We start from the raw sequence: 26,296 nt of genomic DNA on the forward strand, positions 1-26,296 counted from the left end.
CAAGACTGCCTAGGCCGCCGGCACGCCGGAGGTCGTCGAATATTCGAAATGCAGCACCTCGCCCGGATGGACCAGCGGATAGATCGCATGGGCGGCCGAGGCCGCCTCGGCGAAGCCCGACAGGATCAGCTTCAGCTTGCCCGGATAATGCGCGATATCGCCGATGGCGAAGATGCCGGCGCGACTGGTGGCGCAGGTCGCGGGATCGACCAGGATATGGTTGTGCTCGAGATTGAGGCCCCATTGCGCGATCGGCCCCAGATTCATCGAGAGCCCGAAGAAGGGCAGCAGCGCATCGGCCGGCAGGCTGCGCGTCTGCCCGTCGAGCGTGGAGACGATGACGGCGCTGATCTGGCCGTTGCTGCCTTCGAGGTCCGCGAGCTGGTAGGGCACCACCATCTCGACCTTGCCGGTCTTCACCAGCGCCTCCATGCGCGCCACGCTCTCCGGTGCCGCGCGGAATTTCGGCCGGCGATGGATCACATAGACATGCGCGGCTAGATCGGCCAGCGACAGCACCCAGTCGAGCGCCGAATCGCCGCCGCCCGCGATCACGATGCGCTTGCCGCGGAAATCCTCGCGCCGCTTGACGAGGTAATGGACGCTCTTGCCTTCATAAGCCTCGATCCCCTCGAGCGGCGGCCGGTTGGGCCCGAAGGCGCCGACGCCGGCCGCGACGATGACGGCGCGCGCATCGACCGTGACGCCGTTCGCATTGCCGACGAGGAAGCGGTCGCCGTGCGATTCGACGCGCGTGACGGCGTGGCCCAGATGGTAGACCGGCTTGAAGGGGGCGGCCTGCGCCTCGAGCTGGCGCACCAGCTCGGCGGCATCGATCCTGGGATGGCCGGGGATGTCGTAGATCGGCTTTTCCGGATAGAGCGCGCTGCACTGGCCGCCTGCCATGTCGAGCGCGTCCAGCACATGCGCCTTCATCTTCAGCATCCCGCATTCGAACACGGCGAAGAGCCCCACGGGGCCGGCGCCGATGATCGCGACGTCCGTCTGATGCGTGGCATTGCTGGTCATGGGCATGGATCTCCGGAACTGACGGTCGTGAAGGCAAAGGAGGCCGGCCGGGCGGCTGGCCGGGCTGCCGGTCGCCCGGGAACATGAAGGCCGATTTCGTCCCTGGCAAGCATGCCCGTTGCGATCCCATCGGGCTCGATTCGGCCGATTCGCGAGATCCCAGGCCCCGTCCGCCAGCCTTGGCGGGCCGGCCGTTGCGCCGTTCCCGGCCGCTCGGCTACAACCCATCCGGCATGACCGATTCCGCCGCGCCCCTCCCTGTCCGGTCCCTGTTCCTGCCCGACGAAGCCGCGACCGAGCGGCTGGGTGCCCGCCTGGCCGCAGCTCTGGCGCCGCGCGACCTGGTGGCCCTGTCGGGCGATCTCGGCACCGGCAAGACCTGCCTCGCCCGCGCGGTGATCGCCGGCCTGATGGGCGGCCCGGAGGAGGTCCCGAGCCCGACCTTCACCCTGGTCCAGACCTATGAGACGCCCAGGGGACCCCTCTGGCATTTCGACCTCTATCGCCTGTCGGCGCCCGACGAGGTCTGGGAGCTGGGCTTCGAGGAGGCGCTGGCCGAGGGCATCTCGCTGATCGAATGGCCGGAGCGGCTGGGACGGCTGCTGCCGGCGGTGCGGCTCGACCTGGGGCTTCGCTTCGCGGCGGAGCCGGGCGCCCGTCATGCCGACCTTGTCGGCCATGGCGCCGCCTGGGCCGGCCGTCTCGACCGGATCGCGGCGTGACGGCGGACGCCTGCGGCAGGCCATGACAACCCTCAAGCTCCACGAGCAGCCCGAGCGCGTCGCCAAGCGCGATGAATTCCTGAAGCAGGCGGGCTGGGGCACGGCCCAGCGCCGGCTGCTGGCGGGCGACGCCTCCTTCCGCCGCTATGACCGGCTGACCCTGGGCCAGCGCACGGCGGTACTCATGGACGCGCCGCCGCCGCACGAGGATGTGCGGCCTTTCACGGCCGTGCGCGGGATCCTGGGCGGGCTCGGCCTGTCGGCGCCCGCGCTCTATGCCGGCGACGAGGCGGAAGGCTTCCTGTTGCTCGAGGATCTGGGGGACGACACCTATACCCGCCTGCTCCAGCGCGGCACCGACGAGCCGATGCTCTATCGCCTGGCGGTGGACGTGCTGGTCGAGCTGACGCGGAACATCGGGCCTGCGGATCTCAGATCGCTGCCGGCGCTCGACGATGCCCGCGCCCTCGACGAGGTCTCGCGCCTGACCGAATGGTGGTGGCCGGCCGCCATGGGCGCGCCGATCCCGTCTGCGGTGCTGGAGGAATATCGCGCGGCCTGGCGGGCGGTGCTGCCGCGCGGGAGGCAGGCGCCGGAATCGATCGGACTCTTCGATTATCACGTCGACAACCTGCTCTGGCTGCCGCGGCGCCAGGGTGTGGCCGCCTGCGGCCTGCTCGATTTCCAGGATGCGGTGCGCGTGCCGGCGGGCTTCGACCTGATGTCGCTGCTGCAGGATGCCAGGCGCGACCTTCAGCCCGGGCTCGAGCCGGAACTCTATGAGCGGTTCCTCGCTGGGCTTCCCAAGCTCGATCGCGCGAGCTTCGCCGACGCCTTCGCCGTGTTCGGCGCCGAGCGCCATTCGCGCATCATCGGCACCTTCGTGCGGCTGTGGAAGCGCGACGGCAAGCCGGGCTATCTGGTGCATCTGCCGCGCGTCTGGCGTCAGCTCGAGAGCGCGCTCGCCGCACCCGCCATGGCGCCGCTCAAGAGCTGGTTCGACCGCCATGTGCCGCGCGAGAAGCGCGGCGCGATCTCTCCTTAAAGTCACCGGAACATCTGACGAATGACATTTCCCGATACCGCGATGGTCCTGGCCGCGGGCTTCGGCAAGCGGCTCAGGCCCTTGACCGAGGAGACGCCGAAGCCGCTGGTGAAGGTGGCGGGCCGCCCCCTGATCGATTGGGTGCTGGACCGCCTCGCCGAAGGCGGGGTGAAGCGCGCGGTCGTGAACACCCATTGGCTGGGCGAGCGCATCGTCGAGCATCTGGCCGATCGCAAAGCGCCCGAGATCCTCTATTCGCACGAGGAGGAGATCCTCGAGACCGGCGGCGGCATCAAGAAGGCGCTGCCGCTCTTGGGCAAGGGCCCGTTCTTCTCGGTCAACGCCAAGATCCTCTGGCTCGACGGCAAGACCAACGCGCTGCACCGTCTGGCCGAGGCCTGGGACGACGCGCGCATGGATGCGCTCCTGCTGCTGCAGCCGACCGCGACCGCGGTCGGCTATGACGGGGTCGGCGATTTCGTGCTCGATCCCTTGGGCACCATCCGCCGCCGCAAGGAACGGGAGGTGGCGCCCTTCCTCTTCTCGGGCATCCAGCTCCTGCATCCGCGGCTGTTCGAGGGCTCGCCCGACGGCTTCTTCTCGCTCAATCTCCTCTACGACCGCGCGATCGAGGCCGGCCGCCTCCACGGCCTGCGCCATGACGGCGAGTGGTATCATGTGAGCACGCCGCGCCAGCTCACCGAGGTGGAGGAGCGCCTGGCCGAGGTGGGGTTCTGGCGGCGGTAGAACTCGATTCAAACCCCTCCCCCCTTGAGGGGGAGGTTAGGGTGGGGGGTGATCGAAGGACACGATGCTGCAAGAACTTCCCGCCACGCGAATGCCGTCAGCGCCGAATCCGTGGCTACCCCCCACCCCAACCTCCCCCTCAAGGGGGGAGGAGAAGTAAGGACGGAGGTCGTGGCAACGACAAGTCCGACTCCTGTCGCCGGCCGGGTCTTCTCGATTCCGGCGGGGGTGCCGTTTCTCGATGCGCTGGCGCGCCGGCTGCTCGAGGAGACGGCGGACGACGCGCTGGCGCTCGGGCGCTATCGCATCCTGCTGCCGACCCGCCGCGCCTGCCGCGCGCTGCAGGAGACCTTCCTGCGGCTGCGCGAGGGCCGGCCGCTGCTGCTGCCGCAGCTGACACCGCTCGGCGATATCGACGAGGAGGAGCTGGCGCTGGCCGCCGAGGCGGAGGCGCCGGGTGCGGGCCTCGACCTGCCGCCGGCCATGCCGCCCTTGATGCGCCAGCTCATGCTCGCGCGCCTCGTGGCGCACGCGGCCGAAGCGCGCAAGGAGCCGATGTCGGCCGACCGCGCGGCGCTTCTGGCCGGCGAGCTGGCGCGGCTGGTCGACCAGGTCGCGACCGAGCGCCTTTCCTTCGAGCGCTTGTCCGAGATCGTGCCGGGCGAGCTGGCGCGCCACTGGCAGCTCACGGTCGAGTTTCTCGAGATCGTCACCAAGGCCTGGCCGAAGATCGAGAAGCAGGCTGGTGCCGTGGGTGCCGCCGAGCGGCGCAACCGTCTGCTCGAGCGCCAGGCGGAAGCCTGGCGCCGGTCGCCGCCGGATGGCCCGGTGATCGCCGCCGGCTCGACCGGCTCGATCCCGGCCACGGCCGATCTCATCGCCGCCGTGGCGCAATTGCCGCAAGGCCGCGTGCTGCTGCCGGGCCTGTGGCTCACCGGCAGCGATCTCTTCTGGCAGAAGGTCGAGGCCGATCCCAGCCATCCGCAGCATGGGCTGGGGTTGCTGCTGCGCCATCTGGGCATCAAGCCCGCCGAGGTGCTCGCCTGGCCGGCGGGCGAGCCGCTCCCCGCCGTCGCGGCGCGCCAGTTCTTCCTCGCCCATGCGCTGGTGCCGGCCACGCTGTCCCATCGCTGGCGCGCCGGCGACGGCGATGACCCGGAGGCGGCGGCGACAGCGGAAGCCATCGACGATCTGGGCGAGCGCGGCGATCTCGATCCCGGCTTGCGGCGGCTCGATTGCCCGGGGCAGGCCGAGGAGGCGCTGGCGATCGCCGTGATGCTGCGCGAGGCGGCGGAGCAGCCCGCCTTGCGCGCGGCGCTGGTGACGCCCGACCGGCGCCTCGCTCGTCGCGTCGCGGCCGAGCTCAAGCGCTGGTCGATCGAGATCGACGATTCGGCCGGCTCGCCGCTGACCGATTCGGCGCCGGGCGCCTATCTCCGCCTGGCGGCGCAATTGCCGCTCGACGCGGCGGCACCGGTGGCGCTGCTCGCGCTGCTGAAGCATCCGCTGGCGGCCGGCGGGCTGGCGCCCGGCCTCTTCCGCCAGCGCGTGCGCGCGCTCGAGCGCGCCGTGCTGCGCGGGCCCCGCCCGGCGCCGGGGTTCGACGGCTTGCGCCGCGCCGTCGCCGCGATCGACGACGATCATGCCGAGATGCGCGCGCTGCCGGGCTGGCTGGAGGAATTGGCGGCCAAGGCGAGGCCCTTCTTCGATCTGTCCGCGCGCCCCTCGGTTCCGCTCGCCGATCTGATCGAGGCCCATATCGCCTTCGCCGAGGCCCTGGCCGCCGACGACCGGGAAAGCGGTGCGGCCCGGCTCTGGTCCGGCGATGCCGGGGAGGCGGCGGCGACCTTCCTGACCGAGCTGCTCGCGGCGGCCCGGGATCACGAGGCCGTCGCCGGCGCCGACTATCCGGCCTTTCTCGACAGCCTCATGGCGGCACGTCAGGTGCGGCCCCGCTACGGCCGCCATCCGCGCCTCTTCATCTGGGGGCCGCTCGAAGCGCGCCTGCAGCAAGTCGACCTCATGATCCTGGGTGGGCTCAACGAGATGACCTGGCCCGCCACGCCGGCGCCCGATCCCTGGATGAGCCGGCCGATGCGCGAGGCCTTCGGCCTGCCGCCCGCGGAGCGCCGCATCGGCCTGTCCGCGCATGATTTCCAGCAGGCCTGCGGTGCCGCACGGGTCGTGCTGACGCGCGCGCGCAAGATCGACGGGACGCCGACCGTGCCCTCGCGCTGGCTGACGCGGCTCGATGCGCTGATGAAGGCGCGGGGGCTCGATCCCCAGCAGATGCAGGCGCCGGGCTGGATGGAATGGGCCGAGGCGCTGGACAGCCCGGACGGCCCGCCGCGGCCGGTGGTGCGCCCGCGGCCGACGCCGCCCGTCGCGGTCCGTCCCACCCAGCTCTCGGTCACGCAGATCGAGACCTGGATGCGCGATCCCTACGCGATCTATGCGCGCCATATCCTGAAGCTCGTGCGGCTGGAACCGATCGATGCGGCACCCGAAGCGGCCGAGCGTGGCACCATCATCCATGCCGCGCTCGACAGCTTCATCAAGGCCCATCCCGGCCCGCTGCCGGAGAACGCGCTGGCGACATTGCTCGGGCATGGCCGTGACGCGTTCGGCGCCTGGCTCGACCGGCCGTCGGTCTGGGCCTTCTGGTGGCCGCGCTTCGAGCGCATCGCCGCCTGGTTCCTGGAGCAGCGCCGCGAGGAGCTGGCGGAGGTCGAGCGGTCGCTGGCCGAGCTCAAAGGCAAGATCGAGATCGACGCCCACGGCCATCCCTTCACCCTCACCGCCAAGGCCGATCGCATCGACCGGCTCAAGGGCGGCGGGCTCGGCATCATCGACTACAAGACGGGCGCCATCCCGACACCCAAGGAAGTCGTCGCCGGCTACGCGCCGCAGCTGCCGCTGGAGGCCGCGATCGCGGTCCAGGAAGGATTCGGCGCGCTGGGCGATCGCAGGATCCGGCGCTTGGCCTATTGGCGGCTGTCGGGCGGCGATCCCGCCGGCATCATTGGGCTTGCCGGCGGCAAGGAGGCCGAACCGGAGGCGCTGGCCGTGAGGGCGCTCGAGCGGTTGCGCCGCCTGATCCAGACCTTCGCCGATCCGGCCACACCCTATCTGTCCGAGCCTCATCCCGAATATGCGCCGCGCTTCAGCGATTACGCGCATCTGGCGCGCATCGCCGAATGGTCGGTGGCGGGGGAAGGCGAATGAGCCGCGGCGACACGAAGGCCCTCGATCCGGTGGCGCTCGCCACCACGGCGCAGCGCCGCGCGGCCGATCCGTCGCATTCGGCCTGGGTCAGCGCGTCGGCGGGCAGCGGCAAGACCAAGCTCCTGGTCGACCGGCTGCTGCGGCTGATGCTGGCCGGCGTGCCGCCGAACAAGATCCTCTGCCTGACCTATACGCGCGCGGCCGCGGCCGAGATGCGCAACCGTATCGACGCGACGCTCGCGGGCTGGGCGGCGGCCGACGTGAAGACGCTGCGCAAGGCGCTCGACGACCTGACACCCAATCTCGCCACCACCGGGCTGCAGGAAAAGGCGCGCCAGCTCTTCGCCACGCTGCTCGACGCGCCGGGCGGCATGCGGATCGAGACGATCCATGCCTTCTGCCAGTCGCTGCTGGCCCGCTTCCCGGTCGAGGCGGGGATCGCGCCGCATTTCCATGTGATCGAGGAGCGCGATGCGGAGGCCTTGCGCACCGAGCTGCGCGAGGAGGTGCTGGCCGAGGCCAAGGCGGGCCGCGATGCGGCGCTGGCCCGCGCGCTGGCGGACATCACCGAGCGCGTGGGCAGCGAGGCCGAGTTCGACGGGCTGATGCAGAAGCTCATGATGGAGCGCCGCCGGCTCGACGCGGTCGTGACCGGCACGGGCGGGCTGGGGGCCGCGATCAAGCGGTTGCGCCGGCGTCTCGGCGTCAAGCCCGACGAGACCCTGGCAACGATCCGTCGGGCGGCGGTGGCGGAAGGCACCTTCGACCGCGCCGGGCTGACGCGCGCGGCGCAGGCCTTGGCGCAAGGCGGGGTGAACGACCAGAAGTCCGCGCCGGACCTCGCCGCCTGGCTCTCGGGCGACGAGGCGGCACGGCTCGCGGCCTTCGAGAGCTATCTGGGTTGCTTCCTGACCGGCAAGGGCGAGCCGAAGAAGAGCGTGATCAGCAAGGGCGCCGAGAAGGCCTTTTCCGGCGCGGAGGCGGCGCTCAGGGCCGAGCAGGAACGGCTGCTGCCGGTCCTGCGCCGCCTCAAGGCGGCCGAGATCGCGACCGCGACCGAGGCGCTGCTGACGCTGGGCCGTGCCGTGCTGGCCGCCTATGCCGAGCGCAAGCGGGCCATGGCGGCGCTCGATTACGAGGACCTGATCGCGCTCGCGCGCGACCTGCTGCGGCGGCCGGGCCTGGCGCCCTGGGTCCTCTACAAGCTCGACGGCGGCATCGACCATATCCTGATCGACGAGGCACAGGACACGAGCCCCGACCAGTGGGACATCGTGCAGGCGATCGCCGAGGAGTTCTTCACGGGTGCCGGTGCCGGCGACGACAGCCGCAAGCGCACCGTCTTCGCGGTCGGCGATGCCAAGCAGTCGATCTACAGCTTCCAGCGCGCCGATCCCGAAGGCTTCCAGCGCATGCGGGAATATTTCCGCGACAAGCTCGCGGCGGTCCGGGAGCAGCTGGTGGAGGAGCCGCTGCATGTCTCCTTCCGCTCGGTGCCGACGGTGCTGGCGGCCGTCGATACGGTGTTCGCCGATCCGGTTGCTGCTGCCGGCGTGGCGCCGCCGGGCGACGAGACGATCCGGCATGTCTCCGCGCGCCCCGGCCAGGCGGGACGGGTCGAGCTGTGGCCGCTCGCCGTCGAGATTCCGGGCGAGGAGATCGAGGAGGCGGCGCTCCCCGTGGCGCCGACCGAGATCGACCTGCCGCGCCTGCGCCTGGCGGAACGCGTCGCCGAGCGCATCGCCCAGTTGATCGATCGCGAGGCGCTGCCCTCGCGCGGGCGCAAGGTGCGGCCCGGCGACATCCTGGTGCTGGTGCGCCGCCGCAACGCCTTCGTCGACGAGCTGGTGCGCGCGCTCAAGCTCTGCCGGGTGCCGGTCGCCGGCGTCGACCGCCTGCGGCTCGGCGAACATATCGCCGTCATGGACCTGATCGCGCTGGGCCAGTTCCTGCTGATGCCGGAAGACGACCTGACGCTGGCCGTGATCCTGAAGAGCCCGCTCCTCGGCCTCTCCGAGGAGGCGCTGTTCGATCTGGCGCATGACCGCAAGGGCAAGAGCTTGTGGCGCGTGCTCGCCGACCGCGCCGGCGGCCATGCCGATTTCCAGGCGGCGCATGCCTTCCTCGCCGATCTCCTGGCGCGCGCAGACTACCTTCCGCCCTATGAGCTCTATGCCGAGGTGCTCGGGCCGCGCGAAGGCCGCCGGCGCTTCCTGCAGCGGCTCGGACCCGACGCGGCCGATCCGATCGAGGAATTCCTGCGCCTGGCGCTCGATTACGGCCGCAGCCATCCGCCGTCGTTGCAGGGATTCCTCGCCTGGCTCGAGGCCGGCACGATCGAGATCAAGCGCGACCTGGATCAGGAGGGCGCCGGCGAGAGCGGCCCGGGCATGGTCCGCATCATGACGGTCCATGGCGCCAAGGGCCTCGAGGCGCCGATCGTGATCCTGCCGGATACGGCGCAGGTGCCGAAGCAGACCGAACGGATTCTCTGGACCGGGGAGGCGGAGGAGGCCTTGCCGCTCTGGGTACGGCGCAAGGAGTTCGACGAGGATGTGGCGGGCGAGGCCCGCGCGCGGCTCGAGGCGAAGCAGGCCGACGAATATCGCCGCCTGCTCTATGTCGCGCTCACCCGGGCCGCCGACCGGCTCTATCTCTGCGGCTGGAAATCGAAGAACCAGAGCAAAGAGCTCGTCAGCTGGTACAAGCATTTCGAGGCCAGCCTCGGCGAGCGCGGCGCTGCCTTCGTCTTCCCGCCCCAGCAGGACGAGCCCGAGGGTTGGGAAGGAGAGGCGCGCCTGCTCGAGAGCGGCCAGAGCGCCGCACCCGACAAGGCGAGGGCGACGGCGGCGCTCGGCCGGCCGGCGATGCCCGCGCCGGATTGGCTGGCGCGGCCTGCCAGGCCCGAGCCGCTGCCCTGGCGGCCGGTGGCGCCCTCGCGGCCTGCGATCGCGGAGCCGGCCCTGCTGTCGCCGCTGCGCCAGGGCGAGGCGAAGGCCACGCGCTTCGGCCGCGGACTGCTGATCCATCGGTTGCTGCAGAGCCTGCCGGAGGTTCCGGCTGCGCGGCGCAAGAGCGCGGCGCAGCAACTCCTGAAGCGCTCGCTCTATGGCCTCGACGATGCTGCGCGAGACGAGATCCTGGCGCGCGTGCTCGATCTCCTGGCACGGCCGGAGCTGGCGCCGATCTGGTCGTCCGCGGCGCGCGCCGAGCAGCCGGTCGCAGGCGAGATCCTCGGGCGCGGCGGAGCCCGCATCGCCATCGCCGGCCAGATCGACCGCTTCGCCGTCGATGACAGCGGCGTGTGGATCGTCGATTTCAAGACCAACCGGCCGCCGGCGGCGAGCCTCGAGGAGGTGCCGGCCGCCTATCTGCGGCAGATGGCCGCCTACCGCGCTCTGCTGGCCGGCATTTACCCCGGCCGGCCAATCGCTTGCCACCTGCTCTGGACAGAAACCCCGTTGCTGATGAGGTTACCGGAGGCGCTCCTGGATGCGCATCTGCCATGAGCGGGCTGCGGAAGGCGCGGCTTGACGCTCCCCCGGCCGGTTCCTAAGTTTTCCGCCGAGAGCCGAGTCCCCGGGGAGCTTTCGAGTCCCAGGCCGGCCAACCCGTTAGGGAGTGTTTATGTCGACAACCAAGGTTTCCGACGCGAGCTTCGACAGCGACGTCCTCAAGGCGCCGGGCCCCGTGCTGGTGGATTTCTGGGCCGAGTGGTGCGGTCCCTGCAAGATGATCGCGCCGGCGCTGGAAGAGATCGCGACCAGCATGAACGGCCGCGTCACCATCGCGAAGATCAACATCGACGAGAATCCGGCGACGCCGCGCAAATACGGCGTGCGCGGGATTCCGACGCTGATGCTGTTCAAGGACGGCCAGGTCGCCGCCACCAAGATCGGCGCCCTGCCGAAGAACAAGCTGGCCGAGTGGGTCGAATCGGTCATCTGACCGGCACAGATCCGACGGCCGGGTTTCGAGGCCGCTCTCCCGAGAAGGAGGGCGGCCTTTTGTTTTCTCCGGCGTGGGGCCGCATCCGCCTCACCCGTTCTTCGCCAGCACCTCGCCCGCGAGATAGAGCGAGCCGCAGATGAGAAGGCGGGCGGGACGCGCGTCGGCGGCGACGATGGCCTGGGCGGCGGCCTCGGGTGACTCGGCCCGGCGCACGGTCGCCGCACCGGCGCGCTTGGCGGCTTCGACCAGGGCGCCGACATCGAGCGCCTGATGGTTGCCGCCCACGGCGACCGCGGTCACGTCCTGCACATAAGGCAGCAACGGTTGCAGGAAGCCCACAGGATCGTGGGTCGAGAGCATGCCGAACACGAGACGGATCGGCAGGTCGGGGCGCTCGCGCCGCCAGCCCGCCGCATGGACGCCCAGGGCCTGGCCGCCGGATTCGTTATGACCGCCATCGAGCCAGGCCTCCCAGCCGGCCGGCAACGCTTCGACCACGGGTCCGCGCCGCAGCCGCTGCAGCCGCGCGGGCCATTCGACCGAGAGCAAGCCCTTGGCGATGGCCGCGTCGGGGATCGTGAAGCCTTCGAGCAGCGGCAGGGTGGCGAGCGCCAGGCCCGCATTCTCGATCTGATGCAGGCCGGGCAGGGCCGGCGGCGGCCAGCGGCTCTCGCCGCGCCGGTCGCGGAACAGCAGCTTGCCGTCCTCGGCCGCCGCGTCCCATTCCTGGCCGAAGCGATGCAGCGGACAGCCGAGTGCGCTCCCGCGCGCGTCGAAGACCGCTCGCGCCTCCGCCGGCTGCGGGCCGATCGCGACCGGGCGGCCGGGCTTCATGATGCCGGCCTTGTTGGCCGCGATCTCGGCGAGGCTGTGTCCCAGAAAGTGCATATGGTCCATCGAGATCGGCGTCAGGCAGCAGGCGAGCGGGCGTTCGATCACGTTGGTGGCATCGAAGCTGCCGCCGAGCCCGACTTCCAGCAGGACGATGTCCGCCGGATGGCGCGTGAAGGCCAGGAAGGCCGCGACCGTGGTGATCTCGAAGAAGGTGATGGGTTCGCTGCCATTGGCGCGCTCGCATTCCTCGAGCAGCGCCAGGAGCTCGGATTCCTCGATCAAGCGGCCGGCCAGACGGATGCGCTCATGGAAGCGCACCAGATGCGGCGAGGTGTAGGCATGGACGCGATAGCCCGCGGCCTCGATCATCGCGCGCAGATAAGCGACGGTCGAACCCTTGCCGTTGGTGCCGGCCACATGCACGACCGGCGGCAGCTTGCGCTCCGGATGACCGACGCGCGCGAGCAGCCGCTGCACGCGGTCCAGCACCAGGTCGATCAGCTTCGGATGCAGCTTCGTCAGCCGCTCGAGGACGAGGTCGCTGCCGAGGGGCGCGGTCATGGGTGCCGCAAGCTGTAATCCCCTCCCCCCTTGCGGGGGAGGGTGAGGGAGGGGGAAAACTCGATGTTGGCTGCAAGACCGAGCAGCCCTCTCCCTGACCCTCTCCCGGAGGCGGGAGAGGGGACAATCATGCTCATGCCGCGTCGATCCATGCGCGCCCGCGCCGCCTCAGATCGCCCCGTAGGGCACCGGGCTCGTGTTCGAGAGGCGGCGCTGGCCCAGCAGCTTGAGGATGCGGATCAGCGTGTCGCGGAGCTCGATGCGCGGCGCCACCAGGTCGACCATGCCATGGTCGAGCAGATATTCGGCGCGCTGGAAGCCTTCGGGCAGCTTCTCGCGGATCGTCTCCTCGATCACGCGCGCGCCGGCGAAACCGATGACGGCGCCGGGCTCGGCGATCTGGATGTCGCCCAGCATGGCGAAGGAGGCGCTGACGCCGCCGGTGGTCGGATCGGTCAGCAGCACGATATAGGGCAGCCCCGCCTCCTTGACCTCGTCGACGGCGATGATGCTGCGCGGCATCTGCATCAGCGAGATGATCCCTTCCTGCATGCGCGCCCCGCCCGAGGCCGGGACGACGATGAGCGGCGCCCGCTTCTCGACGGCGAGCCGCGCCGCCGCGATGAGGCCATCGCCCACGGCCTTGCCCATCGAGCCCGCCATGAAGTCGAAATTGAACACGGCGATCACGGTCGGCAGGCCGCCCATCGCGCCGTGCGCCACCACGATCGCATCCTGCTCGCCGGTCTTGGTCTGCGTTTCCTTGAGCCGGTCGGCATAGCGCTTGCGGTCGCGGAACTTGAGCGGATCGGCCTCGCCCTTCGGCAGCTCGATGCGCTCGAACTGGCCCTCGTCGAACAGCAGCTCGAGCCGCCGGCGCCAGGGTAGGCGCAGGTGATGGCCGCAATGGGTGCAGACGCGGAGATTCGCCTCCAGGTCGCGATGGAAGATCATCTGCCCGCAAGCCGGGCATTTCTCCCAGAGATTGTCCGGCACGTCGGCCTTGCGGACCAGGGCCTGGATCTTGGGACGGACGAAGTTGGTGAGCCAGCTCATCGATGACCTCTTGGGCGGCCGCCCGCCGTCAGCGCTTGCGCGAAGCGCCGCGCACGCCTTGCGACAGCTCGGCCACGAAATGCAGCACGTCCTTCACCAGCGTGGGCTTGGCCTTGCCCTGGCCGTCGAGCGACGCGTCGATCCGGTCGACGATGGCGGAGCCGACCACGGCCGCATCGGCGACGCCGGCGACGGCCGCTGCCTGCTCCGGCGTGCGGATGCCGAAGCCCACCGCGACCGGCAGGTCGGTATGCCGCTTTAGCCGCTCGACCGCGCCCGCGATCTGGGCATCGGTCGCCGAGCGCGTGCCGGTGATGCCCATGATCGAGACGTAATAGACGAAGCCGCTGGTGTTCGCGAGCACCGCCGGCAGGCGCTCGTCGTCGGTCGTCGGCGTGGCGAGGCGGATGAAATTGACGCCGGCTTTGAGGGCCGGCAGGCAGAGCTCCTGATCCTCCTCGGGCGGCAGATCGACCACGATCAGCCCGTCGACGCCGGCCGTCTTGGCATCGGCGAGGAAACGGTCGACGCCATAGCGATAGATCGGGTTGTAATAACCCATCAGCACTAGCGGCGTGTCCTTGTCGGCCGCGCGGAAGGCCGTCACCAGCGCCAGCGTCTTCTTCAGGCTCATGCCGGCCTTGAGCGCCCTGAGCGAACTCGCCTGGACGGCCGGCCCGTCGGCCATCGGATCGCTGAAGGGCATGCCGATCTCGATCAGGTCGGCGCCCGCCCCCGGCAGCCCCTTGATCAGCGCCAGCGCCGTCTCGTAATCGGGATCGCCCGCGGTCACGAAGGTGACGAGGCCGCCGCGATTCTGCGCCTTCAGCGTCTCGAAGCGGCGGCGGATGCGGCCCGAATCGACGCCGCGGTCGGCCGCGGGCGCGCTCTTCGCGGTCACGGCGGCGCTCACAGCTTCACCCCCAGCGCATCGGCGACGGTGAAGATGTCCTTGTCGCCGCGCCCGCACATGTTCATCACCAGCAGATGGTCCTTGGGCAGCGTGGGCGCGATGCGCGCCACATGGGCCAGCGCATGGCTGGGCTCGAGCGCCGGGATGATGCCCTCGGTGCGCGAGCAGAGCTGGAAGGCATCGAGCGCCTCCTGGTCGGTCGCGGACACATAGTCCACGCGGCCGGCATCGTGGAGCCAGGCATGTTCCGGACCGATGCCCGGATAATCGAGCCCGGCCGAGATCGAATGGGCGTCGATGATCTGCCCGTCCTCGGTCTGCAGCAGATAGGTGCGGTTGCCATGGAGCACGCCGGGCTCGCCGCCATTGAGCGAGGCCGCATGCTTGCCGGTCTCGATGCCGAGACCCGCCGCCTCGACGCCGACCATCTTCACGCTCGGATCGTCGAGGAAGGGATGGAACAGGCCCATCGCGTTGGAGCCGCCGCCGATGCAGGCCACGAGCGTGTCGGGGAGCCGGCCTTCGGCCTTCTGCATCTGCTCGCGCACCTCCTTGCCGATGATCGACTGGAAGTCGCGCACCATGGCCGGATAGGGATGCGGGCCCGCCACCGTGCCGATGATGTAGAAGGTGTTCTCGACATTGGCGACCCAGTCGCGCAGCGCGTCGTTCATCGCGTCCTTCAAGGTCGCGGTGCCGCTCTTGACCGGCTTCACCTCGGCGCCGAGCAGGCGCATGCGGAACACGTTGGGCTTCTGCCGCACGATGTCGGTCTCGCCCATATAGACGGTGCAGGGCAGGTTGAAGAGGGCCGCCACCGTCGCCGTCGCCACGCCATGCTGGCCGGCCCCCGTCTCGGCGATGATGCGGGTCTTGCCCATGCGCTTGGCCAGCAGGATCTGGCCCATGCAGTTGTTGATCTTGTGGGCGCCCGTGTGGTTGAGCTCGTCGCGCTTGAAGTAGACCTTGGCGCCGCCGAAATGGCGCGTTAGCCGCTCGGCGAAGTAGAGCGGGCTCGGGCGGCCGACATAATGCTCGAGATAATAGGCGAGCTCGGCCGCGAAGCTCGGGTCGCGCTTGGCCGCCTCATAGGCCTTCTCCAGCGCCAGGATGAGCGGCATCAAGGTCTCGGCGACGAAGCGGCCGCCATAGATGCCGAAATGGCCATGCTCGTCGGGGCCGGCGCGGTAGGTGTTGAGGCTCAAGGCGGTCCTTGGGGGTTCGGGGGTATGTCGAATGTTGTCGCAACATCGACAACAGCGCGGCAATGAACCACAAGCCAGCCCCGGGGTCAAAGCCGGGGCGCGGGGTGTTTAAAGGCACGAAAAGGTTCAGCAGATCAGCGTGTTACACCTTTCTTCACCTCCCCCTTGAGGGGGAGGCTGGGGTGGGGGTGGTCACATACTCGATGTCCGCCACGTTCACGCGGCCCGACATGCTTGCCGCGCTGCGTTCTACGATCACCCCCCACCCTAACCTCCCCCTCAAGGGGGGAGGGGATTAGAGCGTCTTCGCGAGCGCCAGCAGCGCCCTGATCTTTTCCGGGCTCTTCACGCCGGGGCGGTCCTCGACGCCGGAGGCGGCGTCGACGCGCCGCGCGCCGGAGATGCGGACGGCCTCAGCGAGGTTCTCGGGGTTGAGGCCGCCGGCCAGCATCCAGGGCTTGGGCCAGTCGCGGCCGGCGAGGAGCGTCCAGTCGAACGAGATCGCGTTGCCGCCGGGCAGCGCGTCCTTCATCGAAGGCGGCGGCTTGGCGTCGAACATCAGCCGGTCCACGACCGGCAGGAACTTGTCCGCGGCCTCGAGATCGCTGGCCTGCGCGATCGAAATCGCCTTCATCACCGGCTTGCGGAAGCGGGCGCGGATCGCGGCCGCGCGCGTGGGGTCTTCCTTGCCATGGAGCTGCAGCATGTCGAGCGGCACGGCCGCCAGCAGCGCCGCAATCGCCTCGTTGTCGAGATCGACGATGACGGCGACGCGCTTGATCGAAGCAGGCACGGTTCGCGCCAGCGCCGCCGCCGCTTCGGGTGTCACGAAGCGCGGGCTCTTGCGATAGAAATTGAAGCCCACCAGCGCCGCCCCGCCTTCGACCGCCGCCGAGAGCGCTGCCGGGCTGTTGATGCCGCAAATCTTGACCTCGATCGCCATGCGCAACGGTTTCCTCTCGGGGCGGCCTTCGTCAGGCGGTCAGCGGGCCGCGCGGCCGGTTCCTGACGATGGCCTGGAAGGCGAAGGCGAAGATGCCGGTCGAGACCGCGAAGAAGACGAAGTTCAGCACCAGGAACAGGAACTGGCTGGCATAGGGGGCGGCTGTGAAGAAGCCCAGATGGTCGATGATATAGCCCAGCAGCACCAGCAGCAGGAAATAGGGCAACGACACCAGGATCTGGGCAGCGAGAAGGCGCGCCGCAAGCCGGCCCTTGAGCGCCAGCGCGTCCTGGAGCGTGAAAGGATCGTCGAGGGCCGCCGCCGGCAGCAGCAGGGTCAGCCGCACCATGACGAAGAGATAGACCACGGCGAGGATCAGCACCGCGATTCCCGCGAGGGCGGACTGGCCGAAGATCGCCAGGATCAGGACGACCACGAACATGGCGGCGATGGCCGGAACGAGCGCGATCGCCGCGGCGCGCAGGAAATAGCGCGTCTCGCGCAGGCCCCAGTGGAATCCGAAGCCAGCCACCGCGGCCGGACCCAGAAGCAGGCTGCGCGTCCAGTTGACGGAGAAGAGCGTGGTGAAGACGAGATAGATCAGGTAGCTGAGGAGCAGCGCCAGCACGGTGTCGCGCGAGGGCGGCGTGGCACCCGTGGGATCGATCTCGACCTGCAATCCCGACCAGAGCAGCAGCAGCTCGCAGACGAACATGCCGATCGCCGGCAGCAGCGCGATCTGCAGGAAGAGATCGGTATGCCGAAGCCCGGCCAGGCTGTCGCGAATGAGCGCCGTCGGACTCAGATCGGGCCCGCCTCGACCGTTTGCCAGCCTGCCGGTGGGGCCATTGCTCACGCACCGGCTCCCTTGTCCGCGCCCTTGGCGATTTCCTGCGCGATCGAACGCGCCGCCGCGCGCGGATCGGGCGCGCCGGTGATGGGCCGGCCGACCACGAGATAGTCGGCACCCTGCCGGATCGCGTCCGCCGGCCCCATGATCCGCTTCTGGTCCTGCACCGCGGACCAGGTCGGGCGGATGCCCGGCACCACGAGCTTGAAGTCGGGCCCGCACTCGCTACGCAAGGCCGCCACCTCGCGCGCCGAGCAGACCACGCCATCCACGCCCGACTTCTGCGCCAGCACGGCCAGGCGCTTCACCTGATCGGCGGTCGAGCCATGCTGGCCCACGGAAGAGAGATCCTCGTCGCCGAGGCTGGTGAGCACGGTGACGGCCAGCACCAGCGGCTTGGGCTTGCGCGCCTTGGCAGCGCCCTCGGCCGCCGCGGCGACCGCCGCTTCCATCATCGCGCGTCCGCCCGAGGCATGGACATTGAGCATGAAGGGGCCGAGCGCCGCCGCCGCGCGCATCGCGCCCGCGACCGTGTTCGGGATGTCGTGGAACTTGAGATCGAGAAAGAGCTTGGCGCCGGAGGCCAGGACCTTGGCCACGCCTTGCGGTCCCTGCGCGGAGAAGAACTCGAGCCCCAGCTTGAGGCCGCCTGCCGATCCCGCGAGTGAGCGCGCCAGCCTCACGGCGCCATCCAGCTCGGCGGTATCGATCGCGACCAGAAGACGATCCTGCGACATCATATTCCTCGTTCGTGACGGCTCGTTGCCCGCGTGGGCCCCGCTTTTTAGTCGATGTGATCGTAAGTTCAAATGACCGCTTCGCTCTGCCCTTAAGCTTCGAGCGAGTCTGAGTATCGAGCACGCCCCTCCTCTTGCGGGAGGGGATAGGGGGAGGGGGAGCTCGCTATCAGGGCGAAGGCAGGGGCGGGCGCTGCGGTGGTACCGTGAGCGCGCTGCCTGTGGGCGCCGCTGCGGCAGCGCTGTGACGCTTCTTCAGATCGGCGAGCTCGGCGGCCTGGCGCCGGCTTTCCTGATGCAGGCGGCGCGCCTGGCGGCGATGGCGCCCGCCGGCGAACCAGGCGATCAGGCCACCCAGCAGGAAGCCCAGCAGCAGGCTGCCCAGCACCACGAGATAGATCGGAAGATCGATCGTGACATCGAACGGCCACAGCATGAGCCCGACACGGCCCCGGTTCGACAGAGCGAAGACCAGGATCACCAGCGTGACCGGCAGGGTGACGATAAATGAAAGTCGTTTCACGGTGTTATTGCCGATCCGTGACGTCTGCGCGCTCATGTTCCGGCCATGATGCCGGAACCTTGCGGCAAGATCAGGGCCCGACGATGCGCCGGCCGGGCCTTGGCGCGCCCGGCAGGCCGGCGAGATCTCACTCGGTCTTGCCGTTGAGCCGTTCGCGCAACTGCTTGCCGGTCTTGAAGAAAGGGATGACCTTGCGGGCCACCGACACGGTGTCGCCGGTCCGCGGATTGCGGCCGACCCGGGCTTCGCGCTGCTTGATCGAGAAGGCCCCGAAGCCGCGCAATTCCACACGGTCGCCGCGCGCCAACGCGGTCGTAATCTCTTCAAAGATGGCACCAACGATGCGCTCGACATCGCGGTGATAAAGATGCGGGTTCATCTGCCCGATCTTCAGGATCAATTCCGACTTGGTCATGGCCTTATGCTTCCCCTGGCATTGGCCTCACGCCCGGCCCCGCCTGCGGATTTAGCCAGCGGGCGGGGGGACAAATCGAGCGTGCCAAAACAAATCGATCCCCGTCAAGGCTAAGTCGCTTGGATGTCTTCATTTTTCGAGTTTTTGTCGATTTCCAGAAATTAGGTCGCCGGCCCGGGATGGCAACGGGAAGCCGGGAATAAAGGGCGGCTGAAGGGTCTATCAGGGTTGTCGCAGTACAATTTTCAGGGGTTTTCCCCCGTTGCAGCCCGCGACGCCCGTTTCTCGCCGTTCTCGGACATGAAAAGGGCCCGAATCCCGGCCTTTCGGCGGGATCCGGGCCCTGAAACCCCGGCCCGGGCGGCTTAAACCCTTTGGTTCAAGCCGTTCCAGGCTTAATTCCGGGTCCTATTCGTCCTTCTTGGCCTTTTTGTTGCGCTCCGCCTGGGCCTTGGAGATGGCGGCACCCAGGATGTCGCCCAGCGAGGCGCCCGAGTCCGAGGAGCCGTAATCGGCCAGCGCCTGCTTGTCCTCGTCGACCTCGCGCGCCTTGATCGAGAGCGAGATCTTGCGGCTCTTGAGATCGACCGACGTGACCTTGGCGTCGACCTTCTCGCCCACGGCGAAGCGGTCGGCGCGCTGCTCGCTGCGCTCGCGGGCCAGGTCCGACTTGCGGATGAAGGCCGTGAGCCCGTCGCCCACCGCGACCTCGAGGCCGTTCTCCTGGACCGCGGTGACGGTGCAGGTGACGATGTCGCCCTTGTTGATGGTGGCGGCGGCGCTGGCGAAGCTGTCCGAGCCCAGCTGCTTGATGCCGAGCGAGATGCGCTCCTTCTCGACGTCGACGTCGAGGAGCTTCACCTTCACCATGTCGCCCTTCTTGTAGGCCTTGATCGCCTCTTCGCCCGGCTGGTTCCAGTCGAGATCGGAGAGATGGACCATGCCGTCGATGTCGCCCGGCAGGCCGACGAACAGGCCGAACTCGGTGATGTTCTTCACCTCGCCCTCGAGCTCGGAGCCGACCGGATACTTGTCGAGGAAGGTCGACCACGGATTCTCGAGGCACTGCTTGAGGCCGAGGCTGATGCGCCGCTTCTGCGGATCGACGTCGAGCACCATCACCTCGACTTCCTGCGAGGTCGAGAGGATCTTGCCCGGATGCACGTTCTTCTTGGTCCAGCTCATCTCGGAGACATGGACCAGGCCTTCGATGCCGGGCTCGAGCTCCACGAACGCGCCATAGTCGGTGATGTTCGAGACGCGGCCCTTGAATTTGGTGCCGACCGGATATTTGGCCTGCACGTTCTCCCAGGGATCGGCCTCGAGCTGCTTCATGCCGAGCGAGATGCGCTGCGTCTCGGGATTGAAGCGCACGACCTGGACCTGCACGGTCTGGCCGATATGGAGCGCCTCGGAGGGATGGTTGATGCGCTTCCAGGCGATGTCGGTCACATGCAGGAGGCCGTCCACGCCGCCGAGATCGACGAAGGCGCCGTAGTCGGTGATGTTCTTGACCACGCCCTGCAGCACCTGGCCTTCCTTGAGGCTGGCGACGAGCTCGGAGCGGGCCTCCGCGCGGCTCTCCTCGAGCACGGCGCGACGCGACACGACGATGTTGCCGCGCGAGCGGTCCATCTTGAGGATCAGGAAGGGCTGCGGCGAACCCATCAGCGGGCCCGCATCGCGCACGGGACGGATATCGACCTGGCTGCCCGGCAGGAACGCCACGGCGCCCGAGAGATCGACGGTGAAGCCGCCCTTGACCCGGCCAAAGATCACGCCGGTGACGCGCTGGTTCTCCTTGAAGGACTTCTCGAGAAGCTGCCAGGCCTCCTCGCGGCGGGCCTTCTCGCGGCTCAGCATCGCCTCGCCGTTCTTGTCTTCCATGCGCTCGAGATAGACTTCCACCTCGTCGCCGACCTTGAGCTCGGGACGCGCGCCCGCGGTGGTGAATTCCTTGAGCGGCACGCGGCCTTCGGACTTCAGGCCGACATCGATCAGCGCGACATCGTTCTCGATGCCCACGACGCGGCCCTTGAGGACGGAGCCCTCGAGGCCGGCGCCGCGCCCGAGCGATTCGTCGAGCAGAGCGGCAAAGCTTTCCTTTTGCGGGGTTTCGCCAGCGGTGGCGGTACGAGCCATGGTCTTCGGTATCCTTTCGTCTTTCGCTATCCCGGCCAGCCGGTTGTGTCCGGCGGTCTTGGCAACGAACGAGGTTATGCCGTCAAAACGCACACAAGGGCCGGCCTTTGCCTCGGGCGTCTTACGGCGGGTTCAACGATTGCGTTCTGCCCGAGGAACGGATCAGTCGAGGCGCGACCCGATGAAAGCGAGCGCAGCGGCAAAGGCACCGTCTGCGTCTAGTCCGGTCGTGTCGATCTCGAAAGCGTCCGGCGCCTTGGCCATCGGCGCCACCGAACGGCTGCGATCCTGCTCGTCGCGCCGTTCGATGTCCTCCAGAACGCGCGCATATATAATGGCTTCTCCGCGCTCCAGCAACTCCTTATGGCGCCGTTTGGCGCGGGTTTCGAGGCTCGCGTTCACGAAAAGTTTCACCGGGGCGTCCGGGCAGATGACGGTGCCGATATCCCGCCCGTCGATCACGGCCCCGAGCAGGGGCCGGCCCCGGTCGTCGGTGGGGTGGGCGGCGAAACGCCGCTGCAGGTCGAACAGGGCCTGGCGGACGCCCGGGATCTTGGCCACGGCCGAGGCCGCGTTGCCGGTGGGTCCGCTGCGGAGTTCCGGGTCGGCCAGCTCGGCCGCCGTCACCGCTCCGGCCGCGGCGATGGCTGCCGCCTCGTCGCCAAGGTCCTTCCCCGCCCGCAGCACCCGCAGGCCCACGGCACGGTAGAGCAGGCCGGTATCGAGATAGCCGAACCCGAAATGCCGCGCGAGCCGGCGGGCGAGCGTGCCCTTGCCGGAGGCGGCGGGGCCGTCGACGGCGATGATCCTGGGGCGGGGGGTCATAGCACTCTGAAATCCCCTCCCCCGCGTTGCGGGGGAGGGTGAGGGAGGGGGCTGCTCGGTATCGACACCGAGTTTTCCCCCTCCCTGACCCTCCCCCTCAAGGGGGGAGAGGATAAAGGCCGCTGCACCATCACGCCCCGCGGATCTTCGCGCCCAGCCCGTTCATGAGCGCGGCGAAGCCGGGGAAGCTGGTGTCGATGGGCGAGCCGTCGTCGATCGCGATGGGCTCGCAGGCGCCCAGGCCCAGCACCAGGAAGCTCATGGCGATGCGGTGATCGAGCTCGGCCTCGATCTCGGCGCCGCCCCTGGGCGCGGTGCGGCTGCCGTTCACCACCAGATGATCCTCGCCGGCCTCGATCTCGACGCCGCAGGCCTCGAGCCCGCGCGCGATCGCCGCCAGGCGATCGCTTTCCTTCACGCGCAGCTCGGCGAGGCCTTCCATGCGCGTCGGCCCGTCGGCGAAGGCGGCGGCCATGCTGAGGATCGGATATTCGTCGATCATGCTGGGCGCGCGCGCGGCCGGCACGGTCACGCCCTTGAGCGAGCCGGCGCGCACGCGCAGATCGGCGATCGGCTCGCCCGCCTGCTCGCGGCGATTCTCGAGCGCGATATCCGCGCCCATCTCGATCAGGGTCTCGATCAGGCCGATGCGGTGCGGGTTGATGCCGACATTCTCGAGCCGGATGTCGGAGCCGGGCCGGATCAGCGCCGCGACCATCGGAAAGGCCGCGGAGGAAGGATCGGCCGGCACGCGGATCTCGCGGCCCTCGATCTCGGGCTGGCCGATGACGGTGGCGGCGCGGCCTTGCGGCGTCTGCGCCACGCGGACATCGACGCCGAAATAACGCAGCATGAGCTCGGTATGGTCGCGCGTCGGCTCGGGCTCGATCACGGTGGTGGCGCCGGGCGCGTTCAATCCCGCCAGCAGCACGGCCGATTTGATCTGCGCCGAGGCCACCGGCAGCCTGTAGCTGATCGGCATCGGCTCCTTCGCGCCGATGAGCGCCAGCGGCAGGCGGCCGCCGCTGCGGGCATGGATCTGGGCGCCCATCTGGCGCAAGGGCAGCGCCACCCGCTCCATCGGCCGCTTGCGCAGCGAGGCGTCGCCGGTGAAGAAGGCCGTCAGCGGATGGGTGGCGAGGAGGCCCATCAACAGGCGTGCGCCCGTTCCCGCATTGCCCATGTCGAGGATGTCGGCGGGCTCGGCGAGGCCGCCGATGCCGCGCCCGGCCACGCGCCAGCGTCCCGCGCCCTGCTGCTCCACGCTGGCGCCGAGCGCGCGCATCGCGGCCGCGGTGCGCAGCACATCCTCGCCTTCGAGCAGTCCCTCGATTCGGGTCTCCCCCAGGGCGAGCGCGCCGATCATCAGCGACCGGTGCGAGATCGATTTGTCGCCGGGCACGCGCGCCGAGCCCTTGAGGCTGGCGCTGGGTGCGGAAATGAGCCGCGTCACGGGTGGCCGATGCTCCCTTCGCTCTCGACTGGCGGCCGAACCCGCCGGCCCTTCCGGGCGGGTCCGATGCCGGGGCGGTTCTCTAGCATATCGTCCCGGGCCCTGGCGACCGGCCTGCCCGAGGGCGGGCAAGTGCTTGGAAGTGAAGGGGGGTTGGGGGCGGTCCGCCGCCGATTGGAATTGACGTTTGACAGGGCCTTGCCGACATGGCAATGGCAGCGCCGTTTTGAGGCGCGGGGCCCGTCGTCCCGGAGGGAGCCGGTTCTCCCCGCGCCCGGCCTGAGCGAAGGAGCATTCCGCGTGGTCAAGGCGGCCTGGGGCACCAAGCGCACCTGCCAAAGCTGTGGCGCCCATTTCTACGATCTGCACAAGAACCCGATCGCCTGCCCGAAATGCGGCGCGATCTACGATCCCGAAGCGATCGCCAAGTCGCGGCGCGGTCGCGGCGGCGCCGACAAGGCGGCGACCCAGCGCATGGCGCCGCGTCCGGCGCCGGTCCCCGTCGAGGAGACGGCCGATCCCGAGCTCGAGGAGATCGCCGCCGAGGGAGAAGAGGAAGAAGAGGATGTGATCGAGGACACGTCCGAGCTCGGCGAGGACGATGACGTGTCCGACGTGATCGAGAAGACCGACGAGGACAAGGAGCCGTAAAGGAATCGGCGCTAGAAGCGAGGGTCGGATGCCGGCCCGCTCACCCGGGGCGGCGGAAGGTCCGAGGCCGGATTTTTCGCTTGAATCGGGTAGGTCGCCTACCTAGGTTTGCCGCCATTCGGCGGTGGGGTTTGCCGCCGTCGATGGGCCGGCCCTGCCGGCGATCGATTGTTCGGGTCGGCGCCGTTCCAGAGGCGCCCGGGAACGCCGGTTCGTTCCGCCCGATCCCGAGTTTCGGGGCCATAGCTCAGCTGGGAGAGCGCTACAATGGCATTGTAGAGGTCAGCGGTTCGATCCCGCTTGGCTCCACCATTCTCGAAAGGCCCGGCGGCATCCCGCCGGGCCTTTTGCTTCACTAACACTCTCAAAAGAATGCTCTTTCCCCGTGACAACGCTCCGAAGTCCCTAGCGCCTAAGTTTGGATTCGCCAAGAGCCGAAAAATTATCAATCAAGGCCATGGTGGCGCCGAGTCGCGCTGAGTAGACTTAGTTCGAGTCGACGGCCAACCTGGGGAAAATCGGATGGCGATGTCTTCTGCCGCGCCCCTGCTCAGGGAGGTGGGTGCCGCGAGCGACGCCTTATCTCTTGAGAATAGGCGCACCCCCGAGTTGATCATCGGCGTGGTTGGCCCAATTGGCTCTGGTGTGACGTACACCGCCAGAGCGCTCTCCACGATTCTTGAGAATGACTTTGGTTACACCCCCTTCATGTGCAAAGCGTCAGCCCTCATCGCGGAAGCCTGTCCGCTCATTGGGCAGACCTACAACAGTGAGCTGAAGGGTCGGGAACGCATCGAACGCCTGCAGACGCTTGGCAATGAGCTTCGTACGAAGTTCGGACCCAAGTATCTCGCTGAAAAGGCCGTCGAGAAGATTGCGACCATCCGCTTGGATAGAGGGTACAAGAACAAAGAAGACCCGACGGTTCCGCTGCCCCAGCGATTCGTTCACATAATCGACTCACTAAAGAATCCAGCGGAAGTGCGCCTTTTGCGGGATGTGTATGGGGATATGTTTTGGCTCGTTGGCGTCTTTGCTCCAAAAGAGATTCGCGAAGACCGTCTTGTAGGAAGCGGCATTCCAAGGGCGGAGCTTCCGGGTCTCATGGAGAGAGATGAGGACGAAGGCTTCGACGCTGGCCAAAAGGTTCGCGATACGATCTATGAAGCGGATTTTTTTGTAAGAAACGATGCACCAAATGACGAGAGACTTAAACGCGCTCTGCGCCGATTTTTTGACATCTTGTTCAACTTGGGCGTCGACACCCCAACACTCGATGAAGCAGCGATGTATACGGCAGTCTCCTCGGCTGCAAGCTCTGCGTGCCTTTCGCGTCAAGTCGGTGCCGCAATCTACTCTTCAAGCGGGGAGTTGATTGGGGTCGGGGCGAACGACGTTCCCAAGTTTGATGGCGGACTATACCGGGCGGAAGACGGTGAATTGGATAATCGATGCTTCAAGTGGGGCGGCAAGATTTGTCACAACGACCAGCGGAAGGAAAATCTATATCAACACATCGTGCGAGAGCTAATCGATACAAAGCTATTGGATAAAAAAGTTTCATACGAAAAGGCTCGTGAGGCCCTCGCAAGAACCGATATCCGCAACTTGATCGAGTATTCACGCGCAGTCCATGCGGAGATGGAAGCGATCATCTCCGTCGCACGAGGGAATAAAGCGGGCATTAAAGGTTCAACACTGTATTGCACGACATTTCCATGTCACAGCTGCGCTCGGCATATCGTCGCCGCCGGAATAAGACGAGTGATCTATATCGAGCCATACCCAAAGAGCTTGGCAACTGAATTGCACAAAGACGCAATTTCAGTTCGAGAAACCGATGAAGGAAGATGCGTTGTCTTTCTTCAGTATGAAGGCGTTGCTCCGAAAAACATCGTCAGATTTTTTAAGCATGGGCGGAGCAGAAAATCTCAAGGCAAATTACTGATCCGTTCCCCCAAGACCGCTGACCCAATCTGCCAGCCGATGCTCGACGGCTCGGCAACATTAGAAAAAATCGTAGTGAATAATCTCGAGGCAATGGAGGCGGCGGCTTCTACCAAGGGAGGGGACAAATCATGAGCCGAAAGGAAAGAGACAAGAACGGCAATCCGCAATTGTCTCTGACGTTGTCTCCGGTGCAAAAGCCAGATACCTCAGTGACCCCAAACCGAAAAGAAGTGGTAGGGAGCGACCAGGTCGTTGACTTAAAAAGTGTGCGTCAACAGACCGTCCGGAATGTGCTGATTGGTCATTTAAGGAAGGCCGGTTTCCTGGATTAGATTTTCGGGCTTGGATTCATCGCGGGATCAAGATGATCCCGTTGCTCCGCTAGTTTCCAGGGCTCGCCGGCACCCCGCTGGGCCTTTTTTCAGAGCAGCGCGCCTGGGCGTTCGGGGAGATAACGGACGGACTGGGTCGTGCGTCCAACTGGCCAAGGAAAGAAATCTTCTTTGGCGCGAGCTAAGG

At 67.9% G+C, this 26,296-nt stretch carries 22 protein-coding genes and 1 tRNA gene; 10 read left to right on the forward strand and 13 right to left on the reverse strand.

Features of this window, described 5'->3' with window-relative positions; genetic code table 11:
- Positions 1–9 precede the first annotated feature (9 nt).
- Entirely contained in the window at positions 10–1,029 is a 1,020-nt protein-coding gene (locus FRZ61_RS00950; RefSeq protein ID WP_191909234.1) for an NAD(P)/FAD-dependent oxidoreductase, read from the reverse strand.
- Between the two features lie 233 nt (positions 1,030–1,262).
- On the opposite strand from FRZ61_RS00950, the gene tsaE reads away from it, so the two are divergent.
- The 6 genes from tsaE (at position 1,263) to trxA (ending at position 10,716) form a co-directional block, all read left to right on the forward strand.
- Positions 1,263–1,751 carry a tRNA (adenosine(37)-N6)-threonylcarbamoyltransferase complex ATPase subunit type 1 TsaE gene (gene tsaE / locus FRZ61_RS00955; protein WP_151114524.1) on the forward strand — a complete coding sequence of 163 codons (489 nt, stop codon included), beginning with the start codon at positions 1,263–1,265 and terminating at the stop codon, positions 1,749–1,751.
- 22 nt (positions 1,752–1,773) lie between these two features.
- Complete coding sequence (locus FRZ61_RS00960; RefSeq protein WP_151114525.1) at positions 1,774–2,796, forward strand: aminoglycoside phosphotransferase family protein; 1,023 nt, start codon at positions 1,774–1,776, stop codon at positions 2,794–2,796.
- 21 nt (positions 2,797–2,817) lie between these two features.
- Complete coding sequence (locus FRZ61_RS00965) at positions 2,818–3,543, forward strand: nucleotidyltransferase family protein (protein WP_151114526.1); 726 nt, start codon at positions 2,818–2,820, stop codon at positions 3,541–3,543.
- Positions 3,544–3,714: 171 nt separating this feature from the next.
- Positions 3,715–6,768 carry a double-strand break repair protein AddB gene (gene addB, locus FRZ61_RS00970; protein ID WP_151114527.1) on the forward strand — a complete coding sequence of 1,018 codons (3,054 nt, stop codon included), beginning with the start codon at positions 3,715–3,717 and terminating at the stop codon, positions 6,766–6,768.
- Positions 6,765–10,277: a double-strand break repair helicase AddA gene (gene addA, locus FRZ61_RS00975; protein ID WP_151114528.1), complete on the forward strand. Its 3,513-nt coding sequence runs from the start codon at positions 6,765–6,767 to the stop codon at positions 10,275–10,277. Before addB ends, addA begins: the two co-directional genes overlap by 4 nt.
- 118 nt (positions 10,278–10,395) lie before the next feature.
- The gene (trxA, locus tag FRZ61_RS00980; protein WP_151114529.1) at positions 10,396–10,716 is read left to right on the forward strand and encodes a thioredoxin TrxA; all 321 of its coding nucleotides are present in this window, start codon (positions 10,396–10,398) and stop codon (positions 10,714–10,716) included.
- A 90-nt stretch (positions 10,717–10,806) separates the two neighbouring features.
- On the opposite strand, the gene FRZ61_RS00985 is transcribed toward trxA, so the two are convergent.
- The 12 genes from FRZ61_RS00985 to aroA all read right to left on the reverse strand — a co-directional run bounded on the left by FRZ61_RS00985 (position 10,807) and on the right by aroA (position 23,176).
- Positions 10,807–12,114, reverse strand: a complete 1,308-nt coding sequence (locus FRZ61_RS00985; protein WP_151114530.1) for a bifunctional folylpolyglutamate synthase/dihydrofolate synthase — start codon at positions 12,112–12,114, stop codon at positions 10,807–10,809.
- Positions 12,115–12,282: 168 nt separating this feature from the next.
- Complete coding sequence (gene accD, locus FRZ61_RS00990) at positions 12,283–13,170, reverse strand: acetyl-CoA carboxylase, carboxyltransferase subunit beta (protein ID WP_151114531.1); 888 nt, start codon at positions 13,168–13,170, stop codon at positions 12,283–12,285.
- Between the two features lie 28 nt (positions 13,171–13,198).
- On the reverse strand, positions 13,199–14,071 hold the full coding sequence (gene trpA / locus FRZ61_RS00995; protein ID WP_151114532.1) for a tryptophan synthase subunit alpha: 873 nt from the start codon (positions 14,069–14,071) through the stop codon (positions 13,199–13,201).
- A gap of 8 nt (positions 14,072–14,079) precedes the next feature.
- On the reverse strand, positions 14,080–15,288 hold the full coding sequence (gene trpB / locus FRZ61_RS01000) for a tryptophan synthase subunit beta (RefSeq protein WP_151114533.1): 1,209 nt from the start codon (positions 15,286–15,288) through the stop codon (positions 14,080–14,082).
- A gap of 295 nt (positions 15,289–15,583) precedes the next feature.
- Positions 15,584–16,231, reverse strand: a complete 648-nt coding sequence (locus FRZ61_RS01005) for a phosphoribosylanthranilate isomerase (RefSeq protein WP_151114534.1) — start codon at positions 16,229–16,231, stop codon at positions 15,584–15,586.
- Positions 16,232–16,262: 31 nt separating this feature from the next.
- Positions 16,263–17,087 (reverse strand): hypothetical protein, encoded by an 825-nt coding sequence (locus tag FRZ61_RS01010; protein ID WP_151114535.1) that lies wholly within the window; start codon positions 17,085–17,087, stop codon positions 16,263–16,265.
- Complete coding sequence (pyrF, locus tag FRZ61_RS01015) at positions 17,084–17,821, reverse strand: orotidine-5'-phosphate decarboxylase (RefSeq protein ID WP_151114536.1); 738 nt, start codon at positions 17,819–17,821, stop codon at positions 17,084–17,086. Before pyrF ends, FRZ61_RS01010 begins: the two co-directional genes overlap by 4 nt.
- A gap of 166 nt (positions 17,822–17,987) precedes the next feature.
- Positions 17,988–18,341, reverse strand: coding sequence for a lipopolysaccharide assembly protein LapA domain-containing protein (locus FRZ61_RS01020; protein ID WP_191909235.1), 354 nt, complete (start codon positions 18,339–18,341; stop codon positions 17,988–17,990).
- 127 nt (positions 18,342–18,468) lie between these two features.
- Complete coding sequence (gene ihfB / locus FRZ61_RS01025; RefSeq protein ID WP_151114538.1) at positions 18,469–18,756, reverse strand: integration host factor subunit beta; 288 nt, start codon at positions 18,754–18,756, stop codon at positions 18,469–18,471.
- A gap of 408 nt (positions 18,757–19,164) precedes the next feature.
- Positions 19,165–20,898, reverse strand: coding sequence for a 30S ribosomal protein S1 (gene rpsA / locus FRZ61_RS01030; RefSeq protein ID WP_151114539.1), 1,734 nt, complete (start codon positions 20,896–20,898; stop codon positions 19,165–19,167).
- Positions 20,899–21,060: 162 nt separating this feature from the next.
- Positions 21,061–21,723, reverse strand: coding sequence for a (d)CMP kinase (cmk, locus tag FRZ61_RS01035; RefSeq protein WP_151114540.1), 663 nt, complete (start codon positions 21,721–21,723; stop codon positions 21,061–21,063).
- Positions 21,724–21,853: 130 nt separating this feature from the next.
- The gene (gene aroA / locus FRZ61_RS01040) at positions 21,854–23,176 is read right to left on the reverse strand and encodes a 3-phosphoshikimate 1-carboxyvinyltransferase (protein ID WP_225309044.1); all 1,323 of its coding nucleotides are present in this window, start codon (positions 23,174–23,176) and stop codon (positions 21,854–21,856) included.
- Between the two features lie 300 nt (positions 23,177–23,476).
- Here aroA and FRZ61_RS01045 point away from each other — a divergent pair, with 300 nt between their 5' ends.
- The 4 genes from FRZ61_RS01045 (at position 23,477) to FRZ61_RS26290 (ending at position 26,109) form a co-directional block, all read left to right on the forward strand.
- Positions 23,477–23,827 carry a TIGR02300 family protein gene (locus FRZ61_RS01045; RefSeq protein WP_151114542.1) on the forward strand — a complete coding sequence of 117 codons (351 nt, stop codon included), beginning with the start codon at positions 23,477–23,479 and terminating at the stop codon, positions 23,825–23,827.
- A 236-nt stretch (positions 23,828–24,063) separates the two neighbouring features.
- Positions 24,064–24,139, forward strand: a tRNA-Ala gene (locus tag FRZ61_RS01050).
- A gap of 210 nt (positions 24,140–24,349) precedes the next feature.
- Complete coding sequence (locus FRZ61_RS01055) at positions 24,350–25,909, forward strand: anti-phage dCTP deaminase (RefSeq protein WP_151114543.1); 1,560 nt, start codon at positions 24,350–24,352, stop codon at positions 25,907–25,909.
- Entirely contained in the window at positions 25,906–26,109 is a 204-nt protein-coding gene (locus FRZ61_RS26290) for a hypothetical protein (protein WP_191909236.1), read from the forward strand. Before FRZ61_RS01055 ends, FRZ61_RS26290 begins: the two co-directional genes overlap by 4 nt.
- The last annotated feature ends 187 nt before the right edge of the window (positions 26,110–26,296 follow it).

Origin of the sequence: Hypericibacter adhaerens, from assembly GCF_008728835.1 — a bacterium.
Taxonomy (GTDB): Bacteria; Pseudomonadota; Alphaproteobacteria; order Dongiales; family Dongiaceae; genus Hypericibacter; species Hypericibacter adhaerens.

Bases quoted from the DNA above. Each gene is read 5' to 3' on its own strand.
- rpsA (WP_151114539.1), bottom strand. From the start codon at position 20,898: ATGGCTCGTACCGCCACCGCTGGCGAAACCCCGCAAAAGGAAAGCTTT.
- trxA (WP_151114529.1), top strand. From the start codon at position 10,396: ATGTCGACAACCAAGGTTTCCGACGCGAGCTTCGACAGCGACGTCCTC.
- FRZ61_RS26290 (WP_191909236.1), top strand. From the start codon at position 25,906: ATGAGCCGAAAGGAAAGAGACAAGAACGGCAATCCGCAATTGTCTCTG.
- cmk (WP_151114540.1), bottom strand. From the start codon at position 21,723: ATGACCCCCCGCCCCAGGATCATCGCCGTCGACGGCCCCGCCGCCTCC.
- accD (WP_151114531.1), bottom strand. From the start codon at position 13,170: ATGAGCTGGCTCACCAACTTCGTCCGTCCCAAGATCCAGGCCCTGGTC.
- FRZ61_RS01005 (WP_151114534.1), bottom strand. From the start codon at position 16,231: ATGGCGATCGAGGTCAAGATTTGCGGCATCAACAGCCCGGCAGCGCTC.
- FRZ61_RS01055 (WP_151114543.1), top strand. From the start codon at position 24,350: ATGGCGATGTCTTCTGCCGCGCCCCTGCTCAGGGAGGTGGGTGCCGCG.
- ihfB (WP_151114538.1), bottom strand. From the start codon at position 18,756: ATGACCAAGTCGGAATTGATCCTGAAGATCGGGCAGATGAACCCGCAT.
- FRZ61_RS00985 (WP_151114530.1), bottom strand. From the start codon at position 12,114: ATGACCGCGCCCCTCGGCAGCGACCTCGTCCTCGAGCGGCTGACGAAG.
- FRZ61_RS00950 (WP_191909234.1), bottom strand. From the start codon at position 1,029: ATGACCAGCAATGCCACGCATCAGACGGACGTCGCGATCATCGGCGCC.
- FRZ61_RS00960 (WP_151114525.1), top strand. From the start codon at position 1,774: ATGACAACCCTCAAGCTCCACGAGCAGCCCGAGCGCGTCGCCAAGCGC.
- FRZ61_RS00965 (WP_151114526.1), top strand. From the start codon at position 2,818: ATGACATTTCCCGATACCGCGATGGTCCTGGCCGCGGGCTTCGGCAAG.
- addA (WP_151114528.1), top strand. From the start codon at position 6,765: ATGAGCCGCGGCGACACGAAGGCCCTCGATCCGGTGGCGCTCGCCACC.
- pyrF (WP_151114536.1), bottom strand. From the start codon at position 17,821: ATGATGTCGCAGGATCGTCTTCTGGTCGCGATCGATACCGCCGAGCTG.
- tsaE (WP_151114524.1), top strand. From the start codon at position 1,263: ATGACCGATTCCGCCGCGCCCCTCCCTGTCCGGTCCCTGTTCCTGCCC.